The sequence below is a fragment of the Photobacterium kagoshimensis genome, from assembly GCF_050337045.1.
Lineage (GTDB): Bacteria > Pseudomonadota > Gammaproteobacteria > Enterobacterales > Vibrionaceae > Photobacterium > Photobacterium kagoshimensis.
The window spans coordinates 176,229-202,388 of record NZ_JAKJSO010000008.1 but is presented as its reverse complement, the minus strand read 5'-3'; the positions used below and the strand labels follow the sequence as shown (position 1 = coordinate 202,388).

The 26,160-nt window shown below is 42.7% G+C and carries 19 protein-coding genes; 7 read left to right on the top strand and 12 right to left on the bottom strand.

Features of this window, described 5'->3' with window-relative positions; translation table 11 throughout:
• Positions 1–48 precede the first annotated feature (48 nt).
• The 10 genes from L4C35_RS01415 to cspE (L4C35_RS01370) form a co-directional block, all read right to left on the bottom strand.
• The gene (locus tag L4C35_RS01415; protein ID WP_428461198.1) at positions 49–2,235 is read right to left on the bottom strand and encodes a cytochrome-c peroxidase; all 2,187 of its coding nucleotides are present in this window, start codon (positions 2,233–2,235) and stop codon (positions 49–51) included.
• Positions 2,236–2,305: 70 nt separating this feature from the next.
• Positions 2,306–3,031, bottom strand: coding sequence for a hypothetical protein (locus tag L4C35_RS01410; RefSeq protein ID WP_372021618.1), 726 nt, complete (start codon positions 3,029–3,031; stop codon positions 2,306–2,308).
• Positions 3,032–3,340: 309 nt separating this feature from the next.
• The gene (locus L4C35_RS01405) at positions 3,341–4,219 is read right to left on the bottom strand and encodes a DMT family transporter (RefSeq protein WP_428461197.1); all 879 of its coding nucleotides are present in this window, start codon (positions 4,217–4,219) and stop codon (positions 3,341–3,343) included.
• Between the two features lie 157 nt (positions 4,220–4,376).
• Complete coding sequence (cdd, locus tag L4C35_RS01400) at positions 4,377–5,261, bottom strand: cytidine deaminase (protein ID WP_428461196.1); 885 nt, start codon at positions 5,259–5,261, stop codon at positions 4,377–4,379.
• Between the two features lie 191 nt (positions 5,262–5,452).
• A complete protein-coding gene (locus L4C35_RS01395; RefSeq protein WP_428461547.1) occupies positions 5,453–6,133 on the bottom strand; it encodes a CidB/LrgB family autolysis modulator in 681 nt (226 codons plus the stop codon).
• Positions 6,134–6,135: 2 nt separating this feature from the next.
• Complete coding sequence (locus L4C35_RS01390) at positions 6,136–6,516, bottom strand: CidA/LrgA family protein (RefSeq protein WP_428461195.1); 381 nt, start codon at positions 6,514–6,516, stop codon at positions 6,136–6,138.
• 114 nt (positions 6,517–6,630) lie between these two features.
• Positions 6,631–7,173, bottom strand: a complete 543-nt coding sequence (locus L4C35_RS01385) for a hypothetical protein (protein WP_428461194.1) — start codon at positions 7,171–7,173, stop codon at positions 6,631–6,633.
• Between the two features lie 216 nt (positions 7,174–7,389).
• Complete coding sequence (gene sbcB, locus L4C35_RS01380; protein WP_428461193.1) at positions 7,390–8,814, bottom strand: exodeoxyribonuclease I; 1,425 nt, start codon at positions 8,812–8,814, stop codon at positions 7,390–7,392.
• 239 nt (positions 8,815–9,053) lie between these two features.
• Positions 9,054–9,263, bottom strand: a complete 210-nt coding sequence (cspE, locus tag L4C35_RS01375) for a transcription antiterminator/RNA stability regulator CspE (RefSeq protein ID WP_428461192.1) — start codon at positions 9,261–9,263, stop codon at positions 9,054–9,056.
• Positions 9,264–9,667: 404 nt separating this feature from the next.
• The gene (gene cspE, locus L4C35_RS01370; RefSeq protein WP_062689041.1) at positions 9,668–9,877 is read right to left on the bottom strand and encodes a transcription antiterminator/RNA stability regulator CspE; all 210 of its coding nucleotides are present in this window, start codon (positions 9,875–9,877) and stop codon (positions 9,668–9,670) included.
• Between the two features lie 419 nt (positions 9,878–10,296).
• On the opposite strand from cspE (L4C35_RS01370), the gene L4C35_RS01365 reads away from it, so the two are divergent.
• Together L4C35_RS01365 and L4C35_RS01360 are read left to right on the top strand one after the other, a co-directional pair.
• A complete protein-coding gene (locus tag L4C35_RS01365; RefSeq protein ID WP_048898345.1) occupies positions 10,297–10,605 on the top strand; it encodes a DUF496 family protein in 309 nt (102 codons plus the stop codon).
• A 192-nt stretch (positions 10,606–10,797) separates the two neighbouring features.
• Positions 10,798–12,147, top strand: coding sequence for a MipA/OmpV family protein (locus tag L4C35_RS01360; RefSeq protein WP_428461191.1), 1,350 nt, complete (start codon positions 10,798–10,800; stop codon positions 12,145–12,147).
• A gap of 130 nt (positions 12,148–12,277) precedes the next feature.
• Here L4C35_RS01360 and pncB read toward each other — a convergent pair whose 3' ends face one another.
• Positions 12,278–13,471, bottom strand: a complete 1,194-nt coding sequence (gene pncB, locus L4C35_RS01355) for a nicotinate phosphoribosyltransferase (protein ID WP_428461190.1) — start codon at positions 13,469–13,471, stop codon at positions 12,278–12,280.
• 335 nt (positions 13,472–13,806) lie between these two features.
• Between pncB and pepN the strand changes: the two genes are divergently transcribed.
• The 3 genes from pepN to L4C35_RS01340 all read left to right on the top strand — a co-directional run bounded on the left by pepN (position 13,807) and on the right by L4C35_RS01340 (position 21,949).
• On the top strand, positions 13,807–16,416 hold the full coding sequence (gene pepN / locus L4C35_RS01350) for an aminopeptidase N (protein WP_428461189.1): 2,610 nt from the start codon (positions 13,807–13,809) through the stop codon (positions 16,414–16,416).
• A 106-nt stretch (positions 16,417–16,522) separates the two neighbouring features.
• A complete protein-coding gene (locus tag L4C35_RS01345) occupies positions 16,523–16,744 on the top strand; it encodes a DUF2835 domain-containing protein (RefSeq protein WP_428461188.1) in 222 nt (73 codons plus the stop codon).
• Between the two features lie 375 nt (positions 16,745–17,119).
• Complete coding sequence (locus L4C35_RS01340; RefSeq protein ID WP_428461187.1) at positions 17,120–21,949, top strand: NAD-glutamate dehydrogenase; 4,830 nt, start codon at positions 17,120–17,122, stop codon at positions 21,947–21,949.
• 150 nt (positions 21,950–22,099) lie between these two features.
• Here L4C35_RS01340 and L4C35_RS01335 read toward each other — a convergent pair whose 3' ends face one another.
• Positions 22,100–23,152 carry a GGDEF domain-containing protein gene (locus tag L4C35_RS01335; protein WP_428461186.1) on the bottom strand — a complete coding sequence of 351 codons (1,053 nt, stop codon included), beginning with the start codon at positions 23,150–23,152 and terminating at the stop codon, positions 22,100–22,102.
• Between the two features lie 422 nt (positions 23,153–23,574).
• Between L4C35_RS01335 and pyrD the strand changes: the two genes are divergently transcribed.
• Both pyrD and L4C35_RS01325 read left to right on the top strand, forming a co-directional pair.
• Positions 23,575–24,585, top strand: a complete 1,011-nt coding sequence (gene pyrD / locus L4C35_RS01330) for a quinone-dependent dihydroorotate dehydrogenase (RefSeq protein ID WP_428461185.1) — start codon at positions 23,575–23,577, stop codon at positions 24,583–24,585.
• Positions 24,586–24,774: 189 nt separating this feature from the next.
• The gene (locus tag L4C35_RS01325) at positions 24,775–25,314 is read left to right on the top strand and encodes a cell division protein ZapC (protein WP_428461184.1); all 540 of its coding nucleotides are present in this window, start codon (positions 24,775–24,777) and stop codon (positions 25,312–25,314) included.
• Positions 25,315–26,160 lie beyond the last annotated feature (846 nt).

Below are 26,160 nucleotides of genomic sequence, written 5' to 3'. Positions count from 1 at the left end.
CAGAGGCAGAGGGTGGTGCTTTGTTGTTGGAAGAGAAGTAAGCCAGTTTTAAATAGGGCCTCCTTGATCAAAGAGGTTACCTGAATTTTTCCAACATTTATCCGGCGTTAAGCCTCCTGCGCCAACCGCAGCGAAAGTTTCCCATTTATCATCAGCACGATTATTACCGTCAGAATCGGCATCAAAGTGCCCGACAGAAACCGTTATGCTTGGGTGATCAAAAGGTGCTTTTTCACAGCTAACACGATCATCGGTGAGGGTTTTTAGGAAAGCAACAAGTGCTTCTTGTTCATATTCAGTCAACCCTAGTTCTTGAATATCAGGGTCGAGATTTGATTTATGTTTTCCATACCCCGTAGTGTTATTTTTCTTTGTTCCACGGTGGTTCGCACCACGGTTATAGAACTCTACGACTTGCTCTAAGGTGGCATAACCTCCGCTATGGAAGTATGGCGCCGTTAGTGCGATATTACGTAGCGTTGAGGTTTTAAATGCACCGTCGACAGCATCATTTTCCTTACCTGCGAGGACTCGTTTAGTTAGCTTATTCAGTTGCTTATCCTTATCACAAGGAAGATTATTGATAGCTAGCACTTCAAAGGTACATGGATCGACTTCGAATGGGTCAGGTACATTATTTCCAAGTAGTATTTGGATAAATTGACGAGTAAACGACAACGGGTTACCCCATTGATCTTCTGCGCCGACTCCCAAGTCTTCTTTGGTTGGGGTTACACCTATGTTATAGAAACCATTGTCATATAACGCGACTCGATTATCAGCCATTAGCATGCGTTCAACTAAGCCTTCTTCCTCATTTTCAGCTTGTAAATGTGTTGCAGCTGAGCTGAATTCAGGCCCATTATGACAATTGACACATTTCCCTTTATCAACAAAGACCATTAATCCATCTTTCTCAATGTCAGTTAACGCACTATCGTCTTCTGGGATTTCAGGGGTACAGTGAGGAGATTTACAACCTCGGAATTTGTCGAAAGGCGATTGATCGGATAAGAGTTCTGCCTCGTATAGCATGATGGCGATTCCCCAGAACATTGAAAAGTTAAGTTCTGCCTGGGTATGCCCATTAGCGTCCATGACAAGTGTTGGGGAGCTTGAACTTGTATCAATGCTATAGGTACCGCGTCCAGCCCAATATTGAGGCTTAAATGCCATGCGGATCATACGTGCATAGCTAAGCGTCAAACCTTGCCCACTAGGGTGAACCAAACTGCCTAGTTGACTATCATCTGGCGCAACATCTTGAGTTGCCAATGGGCGTAAGCTCATCATACGGCGCCCTACATCAGCAAACGTACGTCCAGCACATGACATTTCAAAGTCGCTTAGAGTTGGGCCAACGGCTTGTGACGCAAGTGATGCATTACGTAAATCGAGTTCTGCAAGTTGTGGTGTACGCCCTGATAGAACCACTATACGCGCATCCTGATTACGGCGGCCAAATGGATCTACACCATTAAAAACATTATTTGCTCGCCCATCCCAAAAGTTGCGGAAGTTGTAAGCCGAATTAATCACTGTAGGTGTATTGCGCGGTTCTACTTTTCGTGTCGGGTAGTGGGATAAGGTATGAAATAGATCGCCACTTGGGTCACCACAGTACTCATCTAGGTCGCGTGGAATTGTCGTACCAAATGAACCGTCGAATGTACCTGGTGAGGAAGCGACATCATTTGTTGAATACAGTACGTTGGACTTCCGCTTCAAAGGGTTTTGTAATTGATGAAATGGAAAATCGTCGGGCGTCAACGTTATATTGGGTTCCGCAATTGCTCCACTTGCTGTCAAGCCAGCGGTCGCATTTGGAGAAAGGGGAGGCGAACCACCGAAGGTCATATCTGGGTCTGGATTTTCGTTGTCATCAACCCGTCTTAAGCCCGGACTTAGTACATTGGTTATTCGATTGTCGGCCCCTGCTTTAAAGTGACAACTGGCACATGCTTGTCCATCACTCCCTGCTTGTTGATCCCAAAATAAAGATTTTCCCAGTTTAATCGCCCAACTTTTGTCTTGAATAATGTTGTCTAAATTGGGTAGTGGAGGTTTTAAATTGGTTAATGCAATCGGAATTAAGCTCTCTGGTGTTTCTGGCGGCTCAACTAATTGGTCATCTTCTACTTCAGCGATAGCAATACCACTTAATGAAATAAAAGCACAAGCAATCGAACCGTATAATAATCGCTTATAAATAGTAGGTGAGGTGCTTGGTTCCATTATTTCCTCCTGAGGGAGCATAGATAGCTCAAGGTGCAAAATTTGGATGATGTTTAAATGTAAGCGATAGCTATTTAGCTTTATGTTTTAGAAATGAGAATTTATGACGGAATAAAATGAGCCCTGAAAGGAAAGATAAGAATAAAGGTACAGTGTGTGGTTCAGGTACAGATACAGTGCCATCGAAATAAAAGCCTGAATTCATATCATCAAATAAACGAAGGCCTGGGCCGTTAGGTGATATTGATAGGTTAAAGTCAACAACAGCGCCTTGTGATAAATTACCCAAGTCAAAACCGAGAGCTAGACCAGTAGAAAAAAAGCTAGGTAAAGTAATTGTATTTAGGAGTGCTAAATCAAAAGGAAGATTTAAAGCTAGGTCGAAGCCCTCAGCGACCTCCCATGAATCTGCTGTAGTCCCTGTATAAGGTGATGCCATATCATCAGAAACATCCCAATCGAACTCATCATCAAATATAGCCGCATCAAGCATAGTGACGAACTGTGAGTTTGACAGTGTAGACCCAGTATTATTAATTACTTTCCAGTTCAATGTTCCAAAATTGTTTGCATCCAGAGATGCACTAAATGACGTGTGTATATTACTTGGGAACGTTGAAAAACCAACGTTTGCTATATCAAAAGAGTCGTCTTGGACGATACCTGTTTCATCTGATGACAAAAAACCGCTAAATGCGAACAAGTCAATATATTGAGCATTGGCTACTTGTGAAAAAAACAGGGTAGAGCTTAGGGCAAGTGAAGATAGTACTGATTTTGTGGTCGAACGTTTCATGATAGTCGCCTCCATTCATAGATTCATATTCAACTAAGCAACTATAATGCCAATAAAAATTATTCTTAATTATTAGAATGTTATGAGAGCTTGGCATATGTTCATGGGGGCGTTGTGTAAAGTAAACTGACAATAACTGGACTGATAGAAATGTATTTGTTTGTTATTTCAGAGTTATCTAAGAAGAGACGGTTATTGAAAGTGAGATTGGATAATTACTTTTTATTTTTAACAACTAAAGTGCATAGCGAGATGGGAATATAACCTGATGCAGGGTGATAAGAGATCCTGCATCAGGTTTATTTAGCGCTAAACTCGTTTTCTACTTTCCCAATGGGTAATGAAGGCAACAGAAGCAATAATGATTGCCGCCCCCAGCCATAATCGACCTGGAGGTGCCCAGCCAAACACAACCCAGCCTGCTAATACATTGAGTGGTAATTTGGCATGGTCGAAAGGCTGAACAAACGATGCATCGGCAACCGCATAAGCTTTAGCAATGGCCCATTGTGCTAACCCTGTTAATAGGCCCGCACCTACTAATAGTCCCCAAGTTTCGACAGACGTTGGCATTGTAAAATCAGGTAACGCCAGCAAAATATTGAAAGGTGTTATCAGCAGTAACAGATACACCACCATGGTGGTTGGTGAATCGTGCGCTGACATTTTCTTCACCATTAATGAATAGCTGGCCCAGAAGAAAGCGGCACCAACGGGCAGTAGCGTTGCCCAGCTAAAATCGTCACTCCAAGGTTCTAGAATGATCATTGCCCCGACAAAGCCAGCCAAGGTAGCAAACCAGCGCGCGGCACCTACACGTTCACGCAAGAATAAGCCGGAGCCTATGGTCGCGAATAACGGTGAAGTCATGAGAAGGGCAATACCTTGCCAAATAGGAACGGGATAAGCTAACGCCCATAACCACAGCTGAATACCAATAACAGAAAGAAACACCCGAAAGCAATGTAAGCCGAAGTGCTGGGTGCGCAGTGCTTGGCGTAGTCCTAACGATCTAAGCCAAGGCAGCATTGCAATTAAGGCAATAAAGTATTGAATAAACGCAACGGTAGTGGAAGGTAGGTGAAGCTTCACGCTCAGTACTTGAGCTAGGCTATTAACAATGGCAAACGCTAGGCCTGCGGTGAGCATCCAGCTCGCGCCTTGGATTGGATTATGGTGTTGAGACATGAGTAAGAGGCACTGTCTGATGAATAGTATTAATAATTTGCAGAATCATACGCCTGTGAACTTATATCACCAAGCATAAATGAAAAAAGCGATGCCAATAAATGAACATCGCTTTTTCTACAGGTACTAAAACTGTCTTTTACAGATATCGTATAACTTACAGAGCGCTATAAGTTAATGGAATATCTGGGTTGAGTGCTTCGAGTGTATTTTTTGTATCAGCAAGGTGACTAATACTGCTACTTTGCTCAACAAGTGCGGCTTCAGCAATACGGTTTAACTCGTAACCGGCCATGTTCATGTTGATCAGTGCCACTTGCAGCGGTGGTAGGCTTGGGTTGAATGCGGCATTTTCAGCGTACATACCAACGAAAATACGACCGTCATCAGCTTTTAAAGCAACACCACTGAAGTTCTTGGTATAAGGCGCATGAGCGCGGTTAGCGGCTTGGCAAGCTGCCTGAACAAGCTCGCTTTCTTCATCAACACCAAGGCCATGGTTGATTTCGGTTAACAGTCTTTCGGTGATGCCTAAATCATTTGGGCCGAATGATTCTGGTAAATACTGTTGTAGTGTTTTTTCTTCACGCTCAGGTAACTGAACTTTAATGGTGTCTGCTGTGCTCAGTTCATTCATGAATTGGCGACAGTGACCACAAGGGCTGTAGTTAATGGTGATATCTTTAACACCCGTTTCGCCTTTAACCCAAGCGTGGCTAATCGCAGATTGTTCTGCGTGGACCGTTTGCGAAAGTGCAGCGCCGACAAATTCCATATTGCCGCCGAAGTATAGGCGACCGGAGTTACCTCTAACCACAGCACCTACACAAAAATGAGAAAGGGGAGACACAGAATACGTGGCTGCAAGAGGAAGCAACGCAACGCGCAATTCGCTGTCAGTCATATGAGTTTGGCTGAGTAAGTTGTCGAATTGCTCCGCACTGATGGTAGCATCGAAATTGCCATCTTCCAGCATAGGCTTAATTGCAGTTGCAAGATCAGCCGGTAAAGAACCTAAAGCATCCATTACTTTAGTGTGCATGGTGGATTTCTCCGTCTTGTGTATGGAGAAATATTGTAGACAGGTCAATAGAATAATAGTGTGATCCTGATCACGTTGTCATTTATCTTGTTTCACCCATTACATATCTGAGAGTGAGGTCACACAAAGGTCGAAAATTGATATCCTTATTTTTCAATGAATTAGTTTTATATTCGATTACTTGCACATAATTAGTAACCAAACAAAGATGCAATCAATGGAAAAAGTACAGGGGCAAGTATTGAGGTCATCACTCCACAAATCACTAAAGCCAGTGAACTAAAAGCACCTTCCTGATAGTTTTCTTCAGCCGCTTTTGCGGTACCAAGTGCATGTGAAACTGTCCCCATTGTTAACCCTTTTGCTATTGGTGCTTGAATACCAGCCAGCTTAAAGAGTGGATAGCCCAGTACGGCACCGAATAACCCTGCAATGATCACCATAATGGCTGCAATAGCGGGTACGCCCCCAATTTGCTCTGCCACAGCCATCGCAATGGGTGTCGTTACAGATTTAGGTAAGATGCTGGCTACTAACTCGACATTTGCACCAAGCGCAAACGCAATACCAGCCCCCGTTACCATAGAAAGAACACTGCCAATAAAGCAAACAGTAAAAATGGTTTTCCACTTTGCACGGATTTGTGACAGTTGCTCATAAAGCGGGAATGCAAGGGCAACAACGGCGGGTTCTAATAAGGCATTTAACCATTTGTTTTGTTCAAAATAAGTCTCATAAGGTACGTTTAGCCACATAAGCAAAGGGATAATAATGATGAGACAAATAAGCAAAGGGTTGACGATAGGATGCTGAAGTCGTTTTGAAATAAGACGAGCGATATAGAAAACGACTAAGGTTGTGATTAACCAGATCATTATTTTTCCTTATGGTGCGCTGCAATACCGATAACAAGAAAGACGACTAAGCTACTGCCGATGGTGCTGAGTAAAATAGGAAGACTATTGGCGCTTAGTAAAGCAAAGTGATCCATAAGGCCAACACCCACAGGAACAAATAACAATGCCATGTAACGAATTAAGAAATGGCAACCTGATTGCACCCAATGGGAACGTATAAGGCCAGCAGAAAGTAAACCAAAGAGAATAAGCATGCCTAGAATGCTACCGGGTATAGCGAGACCGAGTAATGCTTGTATGCCTTTACCCAAGAAAAGGCAGACGAGAATAATGCTGAAGGAGCGTAGATAACTCATGCTTTTATGTGATGCCAGTGGTGGTGCTTTTGTGTGGTGCATTCATCATACAAAATAAGTGTGACCTACGCCACACTTATTTCGTGCATATTGTTAAGTAGTAAACACAGGCGTTGTGATGAATCTTTAGCCTATCTGGCGATGTCTTTAGATAAATCACAGTAAGATGTTGTCGGCAAGAAAGAACAATGCGATGCCCGCAGCGGCAAGCAAAAAGACAGAAATCTTGTGCAACATACTGTGCTTTACAATATGCTCAGTGGCTGATTCTGAAGGCTTACTCTTGTCGGTTTTGTCGTTAGTAAACTGGGTAAACTTCGACTCTTTAAATGCATGTACAAGTCGACATGTTTTACAGGGAAGGGGAACGCGAAAGCCATAATGTGCAACGATCTCTATCGTAATTGCAGGCTGATCTTGTTGGGGGTTTAGTTTGCGATTGAGCGATACTAAAAGTGCATTAAGGTCGAAATTAGTGTGGCCATTTTCGTCGTAGGATTCGAGTTGGATAAATGTCTTATCGTACAGTGCTTGAGGGTTAATAACCTCACCTGCGCTGTAGCACAGCGCTTCAAGCAAGCGTGATTCATGCACAGTTAACATGGTCTCAGAACCATCTTGCCAAACTAATACCCGTAGATCGGGTTCAAAATCAACGCTGGGGAAACGATAACAGCGTGTCAGGGCTTTTGTCGTCATAGCTACCACTTAATGCTATCCATGGGTTGAACCTAGCTTGTGCTATTTATGTTCAGTAGATTAAGTGTGACTGGCTACGGCTGTTCCTTCAACTTTTGATGAGTGGAAACTGTCTTATTAAAAACACCCTGAAAACGAAGGTTATCAGGGTGTATAAGAAAGCCTTTCTTTTAAATAACTTAAGAGTTTAAGCTGTTTTTCTGATGTGCCGTTAAATTAGGCTAGCTGGATAACGTAGTCATACACTTTTTTCAGAATAGCCATCTTCTTCTCGTCACTTTGGTGTTCCATCGCAACGTTATCAAGATTTTCAATGTAAGCGGGTAAGTGGCTTTCAAAGTAATCTTGGCAATGGTGCTTCCAACGGATCTGTTCCTGCTGAGTCAGTGTGAGTGGGAAGTTGCGCGCACGATAGCGAAATAGCAAAGGCTTAATACGGGCATCCGCAACTTGCGGTTCAAAGTCGACAAGTTCTAGCGGATCCATTTCACGGATAATATCCATCGCGGTACGGTCAGCATGAGAGAAGAAGCCATCGTACAGTTTGGCATCGACGTTATCATGTGGTTCAAATTCACGGTCGACACTGAATATTTCAACTAATTTCTCACGCACTTCAGGGTGTGCTTTAAGCATTTGAAGATGTTTAAGGCAAAGTTCACGATCAATGCCTAGGCGTTCTGCATCGTCAGCCTTCAGTGTTTTGGCTGGCGCAAGCACTGGGCATTTATTGATATGTACAAGTTTGACTGGTACAGGTAGCTCATCTGGGCCAAGCTCACTGCGTTTGGTGTAAAGACGTTCGCGTAGCGTGTCGGCATCAAGCTCAATCAATGGTGTTGGATCTTTGGCTAAGTTAACCGTGATCACTGCGTTTTTATTATCAGGGTGCCACTCCATTGGAACAATCCAACTGGTATTACCGCACTCAGAGCCAAACATCCCCGACACATGCACTAACGGCGTTAAATTAATAATGTCGATAAGTTCTTGTAGCTTACGCTTGTTACGAAGATCAAACAGGTAGCTAAACAGTTTAGGCTGGTTTTTCTTGAGGATCTTCGCCAACTCAATCGTGGCGTACACATCGGCCATTGCATCGTGTGCATTGGCGTGTTCAATGCCGTTCGCAACAGAAAGGTGCTCCAATTTAAAGCTAGGGAAGCCTTCTTCATTGGTTGGCCAGTTTACGCCTTCTGGACGAAGGGCGTAGCAGGTGCGCATGATATCGAGCAGATCCCAGCGTGAGTTACCGTTTTTCCAACTCCACGCGTATGGGTCAAAGAAGTTACGATAAAGAGTATAACGGCTCACCTCATCATCAAAGCGCACGTTGTTGTAACCAATGACACATGTGTTTGGTTTGGACAGCTCATCATGAATTTTGGCAATAAACTCATGTTCTGGTAAACCTTTCTCCATCGCTTCTTGTGGCGTGATGCCTGTGATTAGGCATGCTTCAGGTGATGGAAGGTAATCACTAGGCGGTTTGCAGTAGATAACCAATGGCTCGCCAATGATATTGAGATCCATATCGGTGCGAATAGCGGCAAACTGAGAAGGGCGATCAACCGATGGTGTAGCACCAAAGGTTTCATAATCTAACCAAAGCATGGTCGGTTGATGATTGTTATTACTCATTATTTTTCCCTACAGGGATGAATTACTTTACTGCCCTCATAGTAGCAAAGAATAGAGTATCAACTAAGGTATTATGCCGTTCAAACGGGGTATTTGTTCTTTTTGGGCTGGCTTAGCGCTCTATCTGGGTGAGATGCGAAGGTTATGAGTAGAGAAAGAGAAAACAGAATAAATTTTAGATGTAAAAAAGGGCGTCCGAAGACACCCTTTTGAAATTTTATAATCTGACTAAATCAGAATTATGCACGCTCAACGTTAGCAGCTTGAGGGCCTTTTTGACCTTGCTCGATGTCAAAAGAAACTTTTTGACCTTCAGCAAGAGATTTGAAACCTTCGCCAGCGATAGCACGGAAGTGAACGAATACGTCAGCGCCGCCGTTGTCTTGAGTGATGAAACCGAAACCTTTCTCGTCGTTAAACCACTTAACGATACCAGTTGCTTTAGACATGACATGTCTCCTGAAAAAAATATAAAACACGCACTATTGCGTACTTAAGCCAACATAATGAATTACTTATGGACAAAAGAATGAGAAGCTCTTCAGGACAATAGCTTAGTTGTAAGCGGTAGAACGAAGGGTCTTTCAATACTTGCATAAATAGGACTGCATTACAGGCCGTGAAGTATTAAGCCACAGAGCTCAGGGTTGGGCAAGATAATATTTTAAATATTCATCAGTGGAAAAACAAACTGTGATAGATGACGCATTAATCAAGCAAAAAAGTGTTTGGTTTGAAGGGGTTAAAGCTGTATTTGTGGGGGAGGTTTAACCCATTATTGCTACATTTATGTCGAAAAAAAGGGCTGTGATGACACAGCCCTTTTATCTGAATTATCTTGTATTCAGAACAATTACATTGCTTCAACGTTAGCAGCTTGCAAGCCCTTTGGACCTTGCTCAGTTTCGTACGAAACTTTTTGGCCTTCTGCTAGTGTTTTAAAGCCATCGCCAGTGATTGCGCGGAAATGAACGAATACATCAGCACCGCCATTATCTTGAGTGATAAAACCAAAACCTTTCTCTTCGTTAAACCACTTAACGGTACCTGTTGCTTTAGACATGTTGTCTCCTGAATTCCTTACTTCAACAAATTGCCAATAGTCCTTATAACAACAGTGATAACTAAAACCGGATACCTTCAGACAACATACCTAGCGGTGTATTTTGAAGCGTTGCAGCTAGTTACCGACATCGAAAAAACTATCGGTCACCAAAAGACTAGGCACTGTGGCTAAAAAAGCAAATGTTTGAGCGGTTAAATTGTGGGCTAATTCACATCAATAAGTGTTAAATTCAATGAACTTTGAAGTTATACCATTTTGTCATAATTGCTAATTATACTAAGCCAAGCATTTGTATGTTTAAAATCATGGCAGATGAAATAAAAGGGGTGAAGCGACTTGGTTGCTTGAGCTTGGGTAGTACTTTCTGATATAACGTTTTGCAGCAAGGGTTTAGTAGATTTAAATAAGGACAAATAATGAACAATATCCTAGAGTTGGTTCGTCAAGCACGTCGTAAGAATAAACTTAAGCGTGAAATCTTAGACAACGATCGTAAAATCCGCGACAACCGTAAGCGTGTTGAGCTGTTAGAAAACCTAATGGAATACATCCGCCCTGGTATGAGCCACGACGAAATCGTTGAAATCGTTGAAAACATGAAAGGCGATTATGAAGACCGCGTTGATGATCATATCATTGTAAGTGCGGAACTATCTAAAGAACGTCGCGAAGTAAGCAAAGCAGTTAAAGAACTTAAGCGTGTCGAGATTGCCGCTAAACAGTAATAACGATTGCTAATAAACTGAATGAATAAGACCTGATAGAAATATCAGGTTTTTTTATGTCTTAATGACAAGAATTTGATAAACCTCGCAGTTTTATCTGATAAAATCGGACTTCGATGTATATATGTGCGGTACTAATGACTGAAAGCACTATGCTGTCATTAATACAACTGTTTACCTGAGGAATCCTACTTGAAACATTGGCTTGGCTTAACACTGGCTTTATCCGCAGTGTTACCGGTGGCATCTTTTGCCGATACAAATGAACAACTATCCGAAACGGCCAGTGTTGAGGCGTTGCGAGAGCATCGCGAACAAGAAAAGAGGTGGGGTCTCGCTGCCGTTGTTCGTCAGGCGAGTATTCCCTATTCGCAAGGCGCTGGTGTTGACGATTCATCCGTCATGTCTTTTGTGCCTATGATGTTTTATCGAGGCGATAAGTTTTATATTAATGGGACTGAAACAGGTTACCAGCTCTATAAAAAAGATGAGTTTTCAGCTAATGCTGTCTTACGAATGCACTTCATCGACATTCCTGCGATCTACCAAAATTCGATTGGTGGCGATACCGGTATGGGTGGTATACAGCTAAGGTATCAATGGGACGATAATGTATACAGCTTTGCTGAAGTGGTAACAGATCCTGATGCACATTTTCAAGCCAATTTAGAAGTTGGTGCCAAGTATGAAGTTGGGGACTGGTATTTTCATCCTTCAGCAACCTTGATTAATAAAACATCAGATTATAATACGCATTACTACGGCTTTAATCAGGAACATATTGGCGGTGGTTCAGATATTAAAGTAGGTGGTAAGCTTCGTTACCACGTAACATCGAATTTGTACTTGCTTGGTGGGGCATACGCAACGCGTTTTGATCGCAATGTTCGCCATTCCGATACCGTTGATAACAATTGGCAATCTGAATTCTATGCTGGTTTTGGTTTCTTTAATGATTCCTCGAAAACTGAGAGATCGTCCATCTCGACTAAACCGTATTTACGGGTAGCACACGGTTGGGCAACGCCTTCTAATATGGGGGATATCTTAGCAGGAGAGACGGTTAAAGATGAATATAATAACCAGTTAACCTCAGTATTTTATGGCCACCCGCTAACGGATAACTTATTTGGTATACCACTGGATATTTATTTGACCCCAGGTTTCGTGACGCATTGGCAATCTGAGGTGCAAGATTTATCTGCAGAGCTAGTGATGGCAATAAAAGCATACTATACCGTCAATTGGCCAGTGAAGTGGCGCTTGGGTGTAGCTGAAGGCTTATCGTATGTGAGTAATGTAACTTACATTGAGCGCACTGAATTAGCAGATAAAGGCTACGAGCCAAGTAAGCTGTTAAACTACATCGACTTATCGTTAGATGTAAATATTGGTGATTTATTTAATCAACGTGCTTTAGACAATGTATGGCTTGGCTACAGCATGCACCACCGTTCTGCTATTTTTGAGCAAGCTTCACAGTTTGGTCGTATTAAAGGCGGCAGTAATTACAATACGGTTTACTTACAGTTTGATTTTTAATGTTTGAGTAAAGGGCGGTGCTTATTGGGCGCTCTTTACTGATTTCGTTTAGTATTAAACATACAGACAACAAAAAGCCGAGCCCTTGTAAAAGTGCTCGGCTTTTTTATTGTATTACTGATTATTGAACCTACTGTGCAATATCAAAAGCTTGACGTAACTGAGATAAATAACCTTCATCACGACACATACTCTTTCCTGGCTCATCAGAAATTTTGGCAACAGGACGGCCTTCACACTGAGTCAGCTTCAGGACGATATTTAGCGTATCAACATTTGGTAGGTCACAACTTAGTTGGGTACCAATACCAAAACTGACATTGATGCGACCGTAGAAATGTTTGTAAATCGCTAATGCTTTATCGAGCGTTAGGCTATCTGAGAAAACCAGCGATTTTGTGGTTGGATCTATCCCCAGTGACTCATAATGCGCAATGGCTTTTTCACCCCAAGCAATAGGGTCACCACTGTCATGACGTAATCCGACAAAGCGATTGGAAAGACGAAGATCGAAATCACGTAAGAAAGCATCCATGTTGATGCAGTCTGTAAGGGCAATCCCTAGGCTGTCAGGGTACTCTTGCAGCCAACGGTTAAGCGCGAGTTGCTGAGAGTCCGCCAGTTCGCCTGTGAGCTGCTGGTGGGCTTGAAACCACTCATGTGCTTGCGTGCCCATCGGGGTTAACCCACGCGTGCGAGCAAGATGATAGTTCGAGGTTCCTTTGAAGTAAGGAAAGTGCTCAGCTAGGTAATCGACAACTTGATGCTGTACTGCTTTAGAGAAGCGACGTCGGGTTCCGAAATCAACCAATGCAAATTCCGTTAAATCTGTACCTTGGGCGCTAGCATAAAAACGCGCAATTTTTTCTTTAAGTTGCTCGATAGCGTCGTCAGCACTCGCTTCAGGATAGCGTGCAGCGCAGCGAACCTCACAGATGATCGCAAGCAGAGGGACTTCCCAGAAAATAACATCTAACCATTTGCCGGTAATTTTGATAGCAAGCTGTTCACCGGATGCGTCAATCTCAACTTGTTGACTATTCAGTGAGAAGGATTCTAGGAATGTCAGGTAATCTTGTTGGAAAAAGCCCAAAGTAGAAAGGTAAGTTAGCTCGTCTTGTGTAAACGACAGCGAATCAAACTGAGCTATTTGTGCTTGAATAGCCTCAAAGTAAGGGCGTAGGTCCTCTTTGCTGCGGCAATGGAATTCAGCAACCACCTCTGTTTCAGGGTATTGATGGAAAATTGCTTGGTGCATGTGCAGTTTATATGCATCTGTATCCAGCAGTGAGTCGATAACTCTATGTGTTCCAGTATGATTCATATTAAAAGCTGTGTTTGTACGCCATTAGATAATTTATATGATTTTGCCCGCATTCTTGGCTAAATGCGACAAAATTAGGGGGCGTACGATACGCCTAAATCCATCAAACAACAAGGAAGACCGCTTTCAGCTGATTAAATGTTCGACTATTGGCTGGTGATACACAGAAATAATCGATTTCCTTACGTATAGTTGTAAACAATTCTTGTTTTTATGGTTGAGAGCGATATAAATACCTGTGTTAAAACGATTCTAGCAAGATAAAACAACTTCTCGTTATCTTATTGGCGCGTTAAATGCCCCGATGAGTGTTTGCGTAATAAAAGGAAGACATAATGGCGGATCAACCCCAAGCAAAATACCGTGCTGACTATCAAGCGCCTGAATATACCATTACCGATATCGCCCTAGACTTTGACTTACACGATACAGCCGCACGTATTGTTGCTGTAAGCCAAGTTCAACGTCTAGCAGAGCAGGATGCCGCGCTAAAATTGGATGGTGATGCACTTAAGCTCATTCGCGTAGAAGTGAATGGCGAAGCCTGGAGTCAGTATGAAGAGACATCTTCAGGCCTAACCCTAACAGGCTTACCTGCAGCGTTTGAGTTAACTATAGAAACAGAAGTGAACCCAGAAGCGAATACGCTGCTAGAAGGCTTATATAAGTCGGGTGGTGGCTTCTGTACTCAGTGTGAAGCTGAAGGTTTCCGTCGTATTACTTACTACCTGGATCGTCCAGATGTACTTGCTCGCTTCACCACTAAAGTGACAGCAGACAAAGCAAGCTTCCCATTCCTACTGAGTAACGGTAACCGCATTGCTCAAGGTGATTTAGAAAACGGCCGTCACTGGGTGCAGTGGGAAGACCCATTCCCAAAACCAAGTTACTTATTTGCGCTTGTTGCGGGTGACTTCGATGTGCTTCGTGATAAGTACACGACCATGAGTGGTCGTGAGGTCGAACTCGAAATTTTTGTCGACAAAGGTAACTTAGATCGTGCTGATTACGCGATGACTTCGCTAATCAACTCGATGAAGTGGGACGAAGAGCGTTTTGGCCTTGAGTACGATTTAGACATTTATATGATTGTGGCGGTTGATTTCTTCAACATGGGCGCAATGGAAAACAAAGGCTTAAATGTTTTTAACTCGAAATTCGTATTAGCAAACCCACAAACTGCAACGGATGTTGATTACCAAGGTATTGAGGCTGTCATCGGCCATGAATACTTCCATAACTGGACGGGTAACCGCGTTACTTGTCGTGACTGGTTCCAACTAAGTTTGAAAGAAGGTTTAACGGTTTTCCGTGATCAAGAGTTCTCTTCTGATCTGGGTTCTCGTGCTGTAAACCGTATTAATAATGTACGCATTGTTCGTGGTCCACAGTTTGCTGAAGATCGTGGCCCAATGTCACACCCAATTCGTCCTGAGCAAGTGATCGAGATGAATAACTTCTACACCCTGACTGTTTATGAAAAGGGTAGCGAAGTGATCCGCATGATGCACACCTTACTGGGTGAAGAGAAGTTCCAAGCAGGCATTAAGCTTTACTTTGAACGTCATGACGGTACTGCTGCGACATGTGATGATTTCGTTCAAGCAATGGAAGATGCATCAGGTGTTGATTTAGTTGCATTCCGTCGTTGGTATAGCCAAGCAGGTACACCAGTTGTGAATGTATCCACGGATTATGATGCAGAAAGCAAGAGTTACCGTGTAACGGTTAAGCAAGCAACGGCCCCAACACCAGGCCAAGAAGAAAAAGTCGCGCTGCACATTCCGCTTGATATCGAACTATACGATAGCAAGGGCAATGTTATTGAGTTACAACGTAACGGTGAGGCGGTTCATCACATCCTTGATGTGAAGCAAGAAGAGCAGGTATTCGAGTTTGATAACGTATCAGAGCTGCCTGTTATTTCTCTGTTGCGCGAGTTCTCTGCACCTGTTGTGCTGGAATACGATTACAGCGATGACGAACTTGTGTTCTTGATGGTGCATGCGCGTAATGAGTTTGCACGTTGGGATGCAGGCCAAATGCTATTGGCGAAGTACATCCGTGACAATGTCACAAATGTACAGAATGGCAAAGCGGTTGAATTCCCAGCAAGTGTGGTCGATGCATTCCGTGGTGCATTATTGGCAGATGATCTTGATCCAGCCTTTATTGCAGAAATGCTGACGCTACCAAGCGAGAACGAAATCGCAGGTTGGTACAAGTGTGTGGATGTTGATGCCATTAATAAAGTGGTTGGTGAAATCAAAGCAATCCTAGCAACAGAAATGGAAGATGAGCTAACGGCTATTTATCATTCGCTGGCACAAGCAAGTTACACTATCGAACATGATGCAATGGCGAAACGTGCACTACGTAACCGTTGTTTGTCTTACCTTGCATGTACTGAAAAGGGTAACGAGCTTGTTGCTGCACAGTACCAAGTATCAGACAACATGACAGATACGATGGCAGCGATGGCGGCAGCGAACAATTCAGAACTGGATTGTCGTGCAGAGCAGATGCAAGATTTTAGTGATAAATGGACACATGATGGTTTAGTCATGGACAAATGGTTTGCGCTGCAAGGGAGTAATCCTGCTGACAACGCATTGGCAAATGTGCGTGAAACCATGAACCACCCAGCATTTGATCTGAAAAACCCGAACCGTACTCGTAACTTGGTGGCCAATTTCTGTGGCAATAACCCAGTACGTTTCCATGCGAAGGATGGCTCTGGTTATGTATTCTTAACTGAAATTCTAACAGCACTGAATACATCGAACCCACAAGTTGCCTCTCGCTTGATCGAACCATTCCTGAAATACCGTCAGTACGATGATGCACGCCAAGCGTTAATGCGTGCAGAGCTTGAAAAATTAGCGGGTCTTGAGAATCTAGCGAAAGACTTGTTTGAGAAAGTAGAGAAGGCGTTAGCGCAGTAGCAGCGCTTAGCTCAAAGGCTATACTACTGAACAACAAGTAGAAAATAATGCCAGCCAGTAATGGTTGGCATTTGTTTATGTAAGTCGAACAATATGAAGAAAGGCCATGAATTCATTTACATTCTCAGTCAGCATTAGTTACCAATCTTTCCTTAACCATTATTCTGGTGCAGCGAGTACGGTCGTAGTGGTTACCGATAATGGTTTACGGCTGCAACTGCCAGCATCACGTTTTCGTCCTTTTTTAAGCCAAATTGGTGTAAAAGGGCGATTTCGAGTTGAGGTGAATGCCCAGAATAAAATCGAGAATATCTACCAAATAAACTAAGACGATTACGTAGATATTAGGTAACTAACAATTAACAATTTTATTTGTAAGGTTATTGCAGAAAGTCGGAAATATTATTTCTGTGCCAACATGCTTGTTATTCATCCTGAGAAAAACAGCCGCTAGCCATTAGAAAAATTGATAGTATAAATAATTGGTTAGACCAATTGACCGCTTGAAGCCTTATTCTGCCCGCATTGGAATGGAGTGTGGCTTTTATAAACCACTAAATCTTAACCTTAGTCACATATTCGATTTTTTGTCTGTTTTTTAGAGTAATTAACGTAACTAAATCGCAACAAAAAGCTCTACAATAGCTCCACGCATTATGCGTTTATACTAAATTTATAAAAACATAAACGATGGAGCATCACGATGACCGCACCTGACCCAATCGTGCCGGTATTGCTTGAAAAAGTGTATGGCTTAATCCAAGACAAAATTGAAATTCCCCAGCAGTCATTAGTCGAAGTATTTGCTCAGCGGTTATTAGGACAGCTAGCAGATGACGATCTATTGCAACGAAACGAATCTGATTTATATGGTGCTGTACTGAGCTTATGGCATCACCTATTAAAAACTGATCCTACAACTACCTCTGTTCGTGTTTATAACCCAACATTAAGTCGCTACGGCTGGCAGTCAACACATACCGTGGTTGAGATTGTTGTGCCTGATTCTCCCTTCTTAGTCGATTCAGTACGTATGACACTGAACCGCTTAGGCATTACAAGTCACCTCATGTTGAATGGCCCTTATTACTTCAAACGAAATGAAAACGGCGCAATAGTCGAAGCATGTGGTACAGAAGGTGATTTTCAAACGCTGTTCCACATAGAAGTTGATCGCCTGACAGATAAGTCTGAGATGGAAACCTTGAAGCGTGAACTAGAGCAAATGCTAGTTGATGTGGATCTGGTCGTTACTGACTGGCAAGCGATGCAAGATAAGATGCGGTCTATCGCGAAAGAGCTGAAAACAGCGCCGTTGCCAGTAGATGAATCAAGCCGTGAAGAAGCCTTAGAGTTACTTGATTGGGTCACGCGCCATAACTTTACTTTCATGGGTTACCACAACTACGACTTAAAAGCTGTAGAAGGTGACTACCAGCTTTGTCCGACAGAAGAAGCAGGGCTTGGTTTATTAAGCAAGCCAGATAAAGCGCGCTGTTTGATGCTTTCCGACTTACCAGAATCGGCTCGTTTTGAAGCTCGTAAACCTGAAATTATGATCCTGACCAAAAGTAACGGTCAGTCGAAGATCCATCGCCCCGCTTATATTGATTACATCGGGATCAAACGTTTTGCGGAAGATGGTAGTGTGATCGGCGAACATCGCTTTGTCGGTTTGTATGCCTCTACCGCTTATCATCAAACAGCAACGAATATCCCGCTTATTCGTAATAAAATGGCGCGTATTCTGGAGTCCTCCGGTTATTCCGAGGGATCACATTCTTGGAAAGCCCTCAACAACTTACTTGAAACGTATCCACGTGATGAGCTATTCCAAGCGACTGAAAAAGATATGTTGGAAGTGGGTTGTGGTGTGGTCCAAATGCAAGACCGCGATCTACTACGTTTGTTTGTTCGCCGTGACCCATTCGGGCGTTTCTTCTCTTGTATGGTTTATGTCACCAAAGAGCGTTATAACACGGAACTTCGAAGTAAAACGCAGGCGATCCTAAAAGACTATTTCGGATCGGAACAGAACGTCGAGTTCACCACCTTCTTCTCTGAAAGCCCACTAGCGAGGACGCATTACATCGTGAGGGTAGAAAATAATAACTTCAATATCGATGTGAAAGCCATCGAACATAACTTAGTTGAAGCAGCTGCATCTTGGGAAGATCGTATTAGCAATGCATTAGTGGCTAACTTTGGTGAAAGTCGTGGTACCTCACTGGCGAAGAACTATTCGCGCGCATTCCCACGTTCTTATAAAGAAGAGATGCTGCCTGGCTCTGCGGTTGCTGATATAGAGCAACTTGAAAGTTTAAGCGAAGAAAACAAGCTGGGTATGTTGTTCTACCGTCCTCAAGAAGAAGCGGCAGACTCGCACTTCGTGAAACTTAAATTGTTCCACCGTGACGAGCCGATCCACTTGTCTGATGTGATGCCAATGCTCGAAAACCTTGGCTTGCGTGTGATCGGGGAATCACCATATCAGATCACCACCAGCAAAGGGACCGTATTCTGGATCCTCGATTTTGCGATGTTACACAATGCGTGTACTGGCATTGATCTTCGCGAAGCACGCGATCGTTTCCAAGAAGCCTTTTCAGCTATTTGGCACGGCACGTTAGAAAGCGATGGTTTTAACCGTTTAGTGTTATGTGCGGGCTTAACTGGGCGTGAAATTACGATTTTACGTAGTTATGCGCGTTACATGCGCCAAGTTGGCTTCCCATTCAGTCAACATTACATTGAAGAAACACTGTCAAGCCATAACGATCTTGCTCGTGATCTTGTGGCCTTGTTTAAGCTGCGTTTTGATCCGAAAAAGAAACATTCGGAGAAGGCAGAACAAACACTGATTAGTAAGTTGAACGAGAAGTTGGATCATGTAGAAAGCTTAGATGACGACCGTATCATTCGTCGTTACATGGAAATGATCCTTGCGACACAACGTACTAACTATTATCAGCTTGATGACAATGGTAAGAATAAGCCTTGGCTATCGCTGAAACTGCGCCCGTCTGATATTCCTGAAATTCCGCAGCCTGTGCCGTTCTTCGAGATCTTTGTGTATGCACCCGATATTGAAGGTGTGCATTTACGTGGCGGTAAAGTAGCACGTGGTGGTTTACGTTGGTCGGATCGTCAGGAAGATTTTCGTACTGAGATCTTGGGCTTAGTGAAAGCGCAACAAGTAAAGAACACCGTCATTGTACCTGTTGGCGCAAAAGGTGGCTTCGTCTGTAAACGCCAACCACAAATGACTACCCGCGAAGAGATTTGGGCGGAAGGGCAACGTTGTTACAAGCGTTTTATACGCGCCTTGCTTGATGTAACAGATAACATTATTGATGGCGATTTGATCCCACCAGCGAATGTAGTACGCCATGATGAAGATGATCCGTATTTGGTTGTGGCTGCAGATAAAGGAACCGCAACCTTCTCTGATTTAGCTAACTCGGTATCGGATGATTACAACTTCTGGCTTGGTGATGCATTCGCATCAGGTGGCTCAAATGGTTACGACCATAAAAAGATGGGTATCACTGCGAAAGGTGCATGGGAATCGGTTAAACGTCATTTCCGCGAGCTAGGTACAGATTGCCAAACCACAGATTTCACCTGTGCAGGTGTGGGTGACATGGCAGGGGATGTATTTGGTAATGGTATGCTGCTATCGAAACACATTCGGTTAGTCGCAGCCTTTAACCACATGCACATCTTCATTGATCCTAATCCAGATTCAGCGAAAACATGGCCAGAACGTGAGCGTTTATTTAATCTGCCACGATCAAGTTGGGAAGATTATGATCAAAGCTTGATCTCTGAAGGTGGTGGTATCTTCTCGCGCCGCAGTAAGTCGATCAAACTCACACCTCAGATCCAAAAACTATTGGGTACACGCAAACAAACCATGCCACCTAACGAGTTGATCCGCCTGATTCTTCAGATGGAAGTCGATCTACTATGGAATGGTGGTATCGGTACTTACGTTAAAGCAGAGTCTGAAACCCATACCGATGTGGGTGACCGTGCCAATGATGCACTTCGTATCAACGGTAACGAACTGCGTGCCAAAGTTGTTGGTGAGGGCGGTAACTTAGGTATGACCCAACTGGGCCGTGTCGAGTTTGCTAAGCGCGGTGGTTTAGTTAACACCGACTTTATCGATAACGTCGGTGGTGTGGATTGTTCAGATAACGAAGTGAACATTAAGATCTTACTTAATAGCTTAGTGGCTGGTGGCGATCTCACATACAAGCAACGTAATCAACTGCTTGAAAGCATGGAAGATGAAGTTGGAGAGATTGTTCTTGATGATGCCTACTGCCAAAGTGAGTCCATTTCAGTGACTCAACAGCAGCAAGTACAGCTTCTTAAAGAGCAAATCCGCTTTATTCACCACTTGGAGCGTGAAGGTAAGCTGGATCGTGCCCTTGAAAACCTACCGGATGATGAAACATTAGCGGAACGTGAGAAATCAGGCATTGGCCTCACACGTCCAGAGCTTGCGGTATTGGTTGCTTACGGAAAAATGGTGTTAAAAGAGCAACTTGTGACAGATGAGATCTCAAGTGATCCATATCATGCTCGCTTATTACCTGCGTATTTCCCAGCGCAGCTTAAAGAAAAATACCGTGCGCAAATGGACAATCACCCACTGCGTAAAGAGCTGATTGCGACATCGCTTGCGAATCAGATGTCGAATGAGATGGGCTGTAACTTCGTGACTCGCTTACAAGAAGAGACTGGCGCGACAGTCGCTGAAGTCTCTTCTGCGTATGCAGTAGGGCGTAGCGTATTTAATTTCGATAAGTTCTTTGATCAAATTCGTGCGCTAGACAATACGGTTTCAGCAGAAACGCAATACGACATGCTTTACCGCTGTCGCCGTATGTTGCGCCGTGCAACACGCTGGATTTTGCGCAACCGTGATCGCAAACTCGGCATCGAACAGCAAATTAGCTTCTATCAGCCTGTTGTGAACACTTTGAACGAGAACTTAGAAAGTTACCTTGTAACAGAAGAGGTTCAAGAGCATCATGATCAAGCTGCAGTAATGGTGGCGCAAGGTGTACCACAATCACTGGCCGATAGTATTGCTCGTCTGAGCAGCTTATATTCAGCAATGGATATTGCGCAGATAGCCAAAGAACTTAAACAAGAAATTGATCAAATTTCTCGTGTGTACTTTGTTGTTGGGGCAGAGTTGTCATTGCACTGGTTCTTACAACAAGTGAACAACCAATCTGTCGATAACCATTGGCAAGCACTAGCAAGAGCATCGTTCCGAGAAGATCTTGATTGGCAGCAGCGTCAATTAACCTCGGCTGTTATTACAACCATGGCTGATGATGCAACGGCAGAGCAGGGGATCGAGGCCTGGATGCAAGAACACGATAAAGCTATCTTGCGTTGGGAAAGCGTATTGGCTGAATTTAAAGTGGGTAATGTTCACGAATTTGCGAAGTTCTCCGTCGCATTACGAGAGCTGATGCTACTTAATTTGAATTGTCGTTCTAGTATTTAGTTACAGCAGTAACTAAGCTAAACAAAAAGCCAACCGAGTAGGTTGGCTTTTTTATTGAGAATGCTGTCGAGTATGTTTTGATAATGGATCCATCTATCTATTTATAGTTATCGTGCTGGATCAGCATTTAGATCTTCTATATCTATAACACTAAATAACCTTTTGATCTAATTCGAGATCATCAGTTACAGCGTCACTTTTCACGTTGATTGTAATTTGATCTCGGCCGTTTTCTTTAGATTGATACAGGGCGATATCTGCTCGTTTAATCCAACTCACCGCATCATCAGTATTAAAAGCTGGGCTAATACCGACACTCATAGTGATTTCTGCATGATAAGGATAGTGTTGTGTTCGAATCTGCTTACAGAGCTTATCAAGCAGCTTATACGCTTCGCTTATATTGGTATTATCCAATAAGAGTAAGAATTCATCGCCGCCAAGTCGAAATAAAATATCTAAATCACGCGTATGTTCATTGATGACTTCGACTATTTTTTTGATGACAATATCACCTACATCATGGCCATAAAGATCATTCACTTGCTTAAAATGATCGATGTCGATTAAGGCAACACTGGCTGAGAACCCTCGCTTTTTCTGTGAAATGGAACGATTTAAAAAGGCATCAAGTTGATGACGATTCAGTGCCCCCGTTAAAGCATCGCGGGTTGATAAATATCGTAATTCAATTTGGAGCCGATGGATGGCTTCAACGGCCACATGGGCAATGCTGGCACAGGCAATCAGAGAAGAAATGAATCTTACGGCAAGCTGCCAGTCGACTAGGTGAAAAGACACGATGCCGCATCCTGCAACTAGGCATGAATTTGTGATGAGTGCCTGACGACGAGGAATGATAAAAACAAGTGTAACAACAATAGGATATACCCAGTAGCTAGCGACCATTCCGAGTTTGTAAAGGCTTAGCGTAATAGAAATGACCAGTAAAGAAAGTGGGATACCATTGCCTATAATTTTGCGCTCAGCATAGAGTAGACCAAACATTTCAATGGCGAAGCTGATCTCGAAAGCAAGAAGAGAAAGACCTAATAAGGTTTCACCAATCAGTAAATTTTTAATACCAAGTGGTATAAAAGTGAAGAGGGTTACCGCAGTAACAAATTTGAGGATGTGTTGGCGACGATAAAAATCCAAGAGCTCATCATCACCATGTTCAAAACGGAGTTTATTTAATGTCATAAGCGGCCTTATTGAAATGATTGATTGGCCAAACCAGCTTCTAATGAAGCATAGTTTTACTTTTTGATAGTTTAACTTACCTTTAAAACATATGTTTTAAAAGAGCTACTCATCCATTTATTCGTTATTTGAATGGTTTGAGTGATAGACAGTGTTAATTGTTTAATAAAGGAGAGGGATAGATTGCTGTTGTTATCGGTTTTTATTTGCCTAAAAAGACACAAAAATAGCCTAAGCACGTAAACGATTGCTTATAAAGAAAAATAAAGGTGTTTTTCAATGTTAACTAACTCATTGTAAATAATAAGGTTAATTATAACTAACTGTTTTAGGTATGATTTTCTTAAAATTCTGATTGATGTTAGCGAAGAATGTGTGAATAATGTCATCCCGTTTATACGGGGCTTTTATTCGGAGGTACTATGTTATACCGCCTCGCACGATCTGTTATTTTCAAGCTAGACGCTGAAAAAGCACATGATCTTGCTATTCAGAACTTCTCTCGCTTCACCGGCACTCCTCTAGATCTATTCTATCGTCAACGCGTTCCTGATCGTCCTGTTGAAGTAATGGGAATTACCTTTAAAAATCCTGTTGGTCTTGCGGCTGGCCTAGACAAAAACGGCGAATGTATTGATGCATTTGGCGCAATGGGTTTTGGCTTTGTTGAAGTGGGTACAGTAACACCACGACCACAGTCAGGTAATGATAAGCCTCGTTTGTTCCGCGTTATCCCTGCTGAAGGTATTATTAACCGTTTTGGTTTTAATAACTTGGGTGTTGATAACCTAGTTGAGAATGTAAAAAAATCAACTTATGACGGCGTTATTGGTATCAACATTGGTAAGAACAAAGATACACCAGTAGAAAAGGGTGCTGAAGATTACCTTATCTGTATGGAAAAGGTATATCAGTACGCGGGATACATTGCTGTTAATATTTCTTCACCTAACACGCCGGGGCTTCGTAGCCTTCAGTACGGTGAAGCGCTAGACGATCTACTTTCTCAATTAAAAGAGAAGCAGAAAGAACTAGCGGAGAAACACGGTAAGTATGTACCGCTTGCATTAAAGATCGCGCCAGATCTTGAAGATCATGAAATTGTACAAATTGCCGCGTCGTTGATCAAAAATGAAATCGATGGCGTTATTGGTACTAACACCACACTTGATCGTACTTTGGTAAAAGACTTACCGCATTGCGATGAAATGGGTGGTTTGAGTGGTCGTCCACTACAAAACAAAAGCACAGAAGTAATTCGTCGTTTAGCTGAAGAGCTAGATGGCAAATTACCTATCATTGGTGTGGGTGGTATTGATTCTGCAATTTCTGCACGAGAGAAGATGGAAGCGGGCGCTCAGCTTGTTCAAATCTATTCTGGTTTCATTTACCACGGTCCAAAGTTAGTCAAAGATATTGCGACCAACATTTAACGATTCGCTAGCTAAATAGCTTGATTAGAAGTGAATTTAGCGCTGTGATTGTCAAAATTACATACTGACGAACAATGAAAAGGGGATTTATTTCCCCTTTTTTTTTGTCTTTATGAAAGTAAAATTATTCTAAAGTTTTCTGTAAGTCGTTGGATAAACAGTATAAAGAACTAAAACTGGAGTGTTCACGTGCTAAAGCCAAATAACTCATGGAAGTGGTATTTTGACCAACAACATAATTCCCTAATGCTAAGTTTGGGAAAGGACATGGTTTTTCGTACGGCAATTCCAGCTAAATTCTTAATCACTTGTGCTATGCAAGAAAACACCTTCACCGTTGAGGATGCGACTGCTTTTGAAACGTTTAAAAGTAGTATCGAGCATCTGGACCTTCCTAAGCCACGTAAAGCGGAACTTGCACTAAATGCCGTTGCTGCTGGCCGTTTTCACAAACCTATGATGCCTAAGAGCTGGTTTTTCCAAACGCAGTCTCATGGTTATGAACCTGAGCTTGGTGAAATTGTCACGTTAGCGACAGAAACAGGGCAGAGTAAGTTCATCGTCATAGAAAACAGTGGTAGTGCGAGCCTGTGCATGATGGCAGAGCAAGATTCATTGGCGCTAACTAGTACCAAGAACATGCATTACTGCGACACTATTAAAGTAATGAACGACCGTATCCCACCGTTTGTCGAAGAGTTGCACCAGGGGCTTGCATTGGTAGGTTAACCTTGAGTCAATGACTGCTCAACATCGTTGCGTAATTCATTATCTACTAATGGGTTAGCTATAGATCCCAATATTTATAACTATTTCAGCGCTCCGCTTAAAATTAGCCCGTCTTATCAAATCTGATCTGTGCTTTTAAGCGCTTACTGTGGAGCTAAAGCTAGGATAGGGGCTCTAGTCTTACTACATTCTCGCCAACAGGCCATATACGCTTACCTCATGTCAGTTCATGGCAATAAACAATAACCCACTGCACCTTAAAAGCTTGTTGGTGCAAAAACGCGTCTAGCTTGTTCCTCTTGTTTGTCTAATTCTCTATATGCGTTTGTACAACATATACGTTGCTCAGTCGAAAGCAGCATTTTCCACCTAATCATCCCTTCTGATGAAAATCGCATTATTAACTAAATAAGTCGTAAGGCTCATTGAGGTCGTCATTAATAAGTAGCAGTTTTCTCTCATAAACCAGTAAATGAACACCTTACTAGTGTGTTTTTTAATCGGCGGGGTGGTCAACTATTGCTCGTCATTAGTGATATAACGCAGAAAAATTACGATTAATTATAATTTTTTTGTGCCTCTTTTTGTGATTTAAACGCAAAAAAATACCATTCATAATCATGTGTTGACTGTGCACAGAAGTGTAAAGTTCCTCTTTTTCCTTCTTTATGAAAGTAAGCTACATGCGCAATTTCAATTAATTCCCAGTGGGAAAGTGTTGACTGTGTCTGATTGGGAAAGAGAGAGCGCTAGAGTAAGTGCTTGCACCAATGAATGAACTTTCTTCTTGTTACCTTAAAGTGGGCGGCAGGATAAGTAACTTGTGAATCAATGACTTGTAGTTGA

Excerpts from the sequence above, each read along its gene's own strand:
- L4C35_RS01415 (WP_428461198.1), bottom strand. The coding sequence starts at position 2,235 with ATGGAACCAAGCACCTCACCTACTATTTATAAGCGATTATTATACGGT.
- L4C35_RS01410 (WP_372021618.1), bottom strand. The coding sequence starts at position 3,031 with ATGAAACGTTCGACCACAAAATCAGTACTATCTTCACTTGCCCTAAGC.
- L4C35_RS01405 (WP_428461197.1), bottom strand. The coding sequence starts at position 4,219 with ATGTCTCAACACCATAATCCAATCCAAGGCGCGAGCTGGATGCTCACC.
- cdd (WP_428461196.1), bottom strand. The coding sequence starts at position 5,261 with ATGCACACTAAAGTAATGGATGCTTTAGGTTCTTTACCGGCTGATCTT.
- L4C35_RS01390 (WP_428461195.1), bottom strand. The coding sequence starts at position 6,516 with ATGCACCACACAAAAGCACCACCACTGGCATCACATAAAAGCATGAGT.
- L4C35_RS01385 (WP_428461194.1), bottom strand. The coding sequence starts at position 7,173 with ATGACGACAAAAGCCCTGACACGCTGTTATCGTTTCCCCAGCGTTGAT.
- sbcB (WP_428461193.1), bottom strand. The coding sequence starts at position 8,814 with ATGAGTAATAACAATCATCAACCGACCATGCTTTGGTTAGATTATGAA.
- cspE (WP_428461192.1), bottom strand. The coding sequence starts at position 9,263 with ATGTCTAAAGCAACTGGTATCGTTAAGTGGTTTAACGACGAGAAAGGT.
- cspE (WP_062689041.1), bottom strand. The coding sequence starts at position 9,877 with ATGTCTAAAGCAACAGGTACCGTTAAGTGGTTTAACGAAGAGAAAGGT.
- L4C35_RS01365 (WP_048898345.1), top strand. The coding sequence starts at position 10,297 with ATGAACAATATCCTAGAGTTGGTTCGTCAAGCACGTCGTAAGAATAAA.
- pncB (WP_428461190.1), bottom strand. The coding sequence starts at position 13,471 with ATGAATCATACTGGAACACATAGAGTTATCGACTCACTGCTGGATACA.
- pepN (WP_428461189.1), top strand. The coding sequence starts at position 13,807 with ATGGCGGATCAACCCCAAGCAAAATACCGTGCTGACTATCAAGCGCCT.
- L4C35_RS01345 (WP_428461188.1), top strand. The coding sequence starts at position 16,523 with ATGAATTCATTTACATTCTCAGTCAGCATTAGTTACCAATCTTTCCTT.
- L4C35_RS01340 (WP_428461187.1), top strand. The coding sequence starts at position 17,120 with ATGACCGCACCTGACCCAATCGTGCCGGTATTGCTTGAAAAAGTGTAT.
- L4C35_RS01335 (WP_428461186.1), bottom strand. The coding sequence starts at position 23,152 with ATGACATTAAATAAACTCCGTTTTGAACATGGTGATGATGAGCTCTTG.
- pyrD (WP_428461185.1), top strand. The coding sequence starts at position 23,575 with ATGTTATACCGCCTCGCACGATCTGTTATTTTCAAGCTAGACGCTGAA.